Raw genomic sequence first — 2,559 nt, forward strand, 5'->3', positions numbered from 1 at the left:
CATTGATGAGACCGAAAATTCCGCACCGTCGTAATGGTACAAAAAAAGGGCCCACCGAAAAACTCGGTAGGCCCATTTCCATACGGGAAACGTCTTCGCAAACACCTTAGCGCTTGGAGAACTGGGGAGCGCGGCGGGCCTTCTTGAGGCCGTACTTCTTGCGCTCGACGACGCGGGCGTCACGGGTGAGGAAGCCAGCGCGCTTGAGGTCGGCACGATAGTCGCCCGCCTCGAGAAGGGCGCGGGCGATGCCCAGGCGCAGGGCGCCGGACTGACCGGTGATGCCGCCGCCATCGCACAGGGCGATGACGTCAAAGGAACCGAGGGTGTCGGTCACCTTGAAGGGGGCAAGGGCGTCCTCAACGAGCTGGTGACGGCCGAAGTACTCCTCGGCGTCGCGCTTGTTGATGGTCACCTTACCGGTGCCAGGGACGATACGGACACGAGCAACGGCGTTCTTGCGACGGCCGGTGCCGTAGTAAACAACGGTGTTCTCAGCCATCTTTTAGCCCTCCAGCTCGATCTTGACGGGGTTCTGAGCAGCGTGCGGATGCTCGGCGCCAGCATAGACCTTGAGCTTGGTCAGCTGCTTGCGGCCGAGAGTGGTCTTGGGGAGCATGCCGCGGACAGCGCGCTCGATGACCTTCTCCGGGTGCTTCTCCATAGCCTGGCGGAAGGACTCCGCCTTGAGGCCGCCATTGTAGCCGGAGTGACGGTAGTAGGTCTTGTGGTCAGCCTTGTTGCCGGTAAGCTGGACCTTATCGGCGTTGATGACAACCACGAAGTCACCACAGTCGGAGTTGGGCGTGAACTGGGGCTTGTTCTTGCCGCGCAGGATCTTGGCAACCTGGGCAGCAAGACGGCCCAGCGTGGCGCCCTCGGCGTCGATGAGGACCCAGTTACGGGCAACCTCACCCTGCTTGGCGTAGTGAGTCGACTTAAGAATCACTTTTCCTCCATGTACAGTACGTGTGTCTTAACAGAGTTTCACGGGGCTCTGGAAAGTAACTTGTCAATAATACCGCCCTGTACAGCGAAGTCAACGCATTTCCGCCATACGTGCAGAACTTCTGCACAGGCGGGACGGAGACGGAGGCGGGCGATGGTTTTGGATGCTCTTCCCACCCCCGGCGAAACGATGCCCGGACGCCCCGGCGGCCTCCGCCTCTTCGTCGGCAACAAGCCTCTTGCAGACGTTCGGCACCCTGCCGGAACCTCTCGGGCACCTCACAAGAAGGAACCCGGGGGCCTTGCGCCTGCCCGGGTTCCCGACCTCTCCGCCCTCTGATGGGGCTTCTCTGAGTATCTCAGTGGAGAGGACCCTTTTTCACTCTTCTTATACCACGAAGTGCCAGCAGGTAGTCTTACTGGTATGAGAAATCAAGACCAACCGGTAAGCGGTCGATATTCAGCCGCCAACGGAATGCGCGGTATCGACGTCACGCCTCCGTCCAGCCCCTATTTGCCCACGAACTCCCGTATCTCATCAATATGGGCAGCCGCTTCTTGGCGGCCCTGAATATACAGATCGAGCAACTTCGCCGCATCGTGCTCGACATGCCCCACTTCAACGGGACGTGGCGGCGCCAGCACGAATGCCCGGCCCTCGCGCTCATATTCCCAAATGTGCTCGCGCTGCTCGTTGTAGCGCTCGTGGCGATTCGCCATCGCCTCCAGCAAATACGGATATGCGGCGTATGCGCGCTGAGCCGCCGGCATGAGTCCATAGGGACCCTTAACGTAATCGCGATCCTGCGTGAGCACCACGATCGCCCGGTCAAAACCCGCATCTTCGAGCGCATGCTCAACCGGAACGGAATCGGCGGTGCCACCGTCCAGGTACAGGTGCCCGTCAATCTCGACAGGCTGCGTGACCAGCGGCAAGGAAGTGGAGGCGCGCACGGCGTCGATGTCGAGCGTCGCATTGCGAACCGGCAGGTACGCGGCAGTTCCGAACATCACATCCGTGGCGCATGCATACATTTCCATGGGATTGGCCAGATAGGCGTCATTATCGAAGGGGTCAAGGCGATCCTGCACGTCGTTGAGCATGAAATCGTAGCCGACCATGCTGCCGGTGGTAATGAGCGATTGAGCGCCCATGTAGCGCGGATCATTGCAAAATGCCAGGTTCACGCGGTTTGCACGACCGATCTGACGGCTCTTGTAATTCAGGCCGTTGAGCGCACCCGCAGAGGTTCCGTAACACGCCGCGACCTCAACGCGGTGCTCCATGAGAACGTCGAGCACGCCCGCGGTGAACTGGCCACGAAAGCTGCCGCCCTCCAAAACAATCGCAACCTTACCCGCGTTTTTCGCCTTGTCTTCCATTGGAGCTCCTCTCGTCTGTATGACTTGTACCCCAATGAGTCGTGAAGATGAACAGATGTCCGCAAATCATGGGGCTTCTTCTCCCGCTGTGCGTCACATGAGTGCCCTGAAGACGCTCGAGACGCGAACGTGGTACACTGTTCGCTTACGGATTGCGGCACGTTCGCAGTTCGGGTACTTTGACAGGTCGTCGCCGCTCATGCGGCACCACGACCCTCGCATGAGGGG

Annotated in this window: 3 protein-coding genes; all 3 read right to left on the reverse strand. The window is 60.0% G+C overall.

Features of this window, described 5'->3' with window-relative positions; genetic code table 11:
* Window positions 1–106: 106 nt before the first annotated feature.
* Window positions 107–502, reverse strand: coding sequence for a 30S ribosomal protein S9 (gene rpsI, locus ACT8II_RS09220; RefSeq protein WP_006720175.1), 396 nt, complete (start codon window positions 500–502; stop codon window positions 107–109).
* Window positions 503–505: 3 nt separating this feature from the next.
* Window positions 506–949: a 50S ribosomal protein L13 gene (gene rplM, locus ACT8II_RS09225; protein WP_118654215.1), complete on the reverse strand. Its 444-nt coding sequence runs from the start codon at window positions 947–949 to the stop codon at window positions 506–508.
* Between the two features lie 509 nt (window positions 950–1,458).
* Entirely contained in the window at window positions 1,459–2,331 is an 873-nt protein-coding gene (locus ACT8II_RS09230; protein WP_118654214.1) for a patatin-like phospholipase family protein, read from the reverse strand.
* Window positions 2,332–2,559 lie beyond the last annotated feature (228 nt).

The sequence above is a fragment of the Collinsella sp. genome (assembly GCF_052346665.1).
Taxonomy (GTDB): Bacteria; Actinomycetota; Coriobacteriia; order Coriobacteriales; family Coriobacteriaceae; genus Collinsella.

Excerpts from the sequence above, each read along its gene's own strand:
- rpsI (WP_006720175.1), bottom strand. The coding sequence starts at position 502 with ATGGCTGAGAACACCGTTGTTTACTACGGCACCGGCCGTCGCAAGAAC.
- ACT8II_RS09230 (WP_118654214.1), bottom strand. The coding sequence starts at position 2,331 with ATGGAAGACAAGGCGAAAAACGCGGGTAAGGTTGCGATTGTTTTGGAG.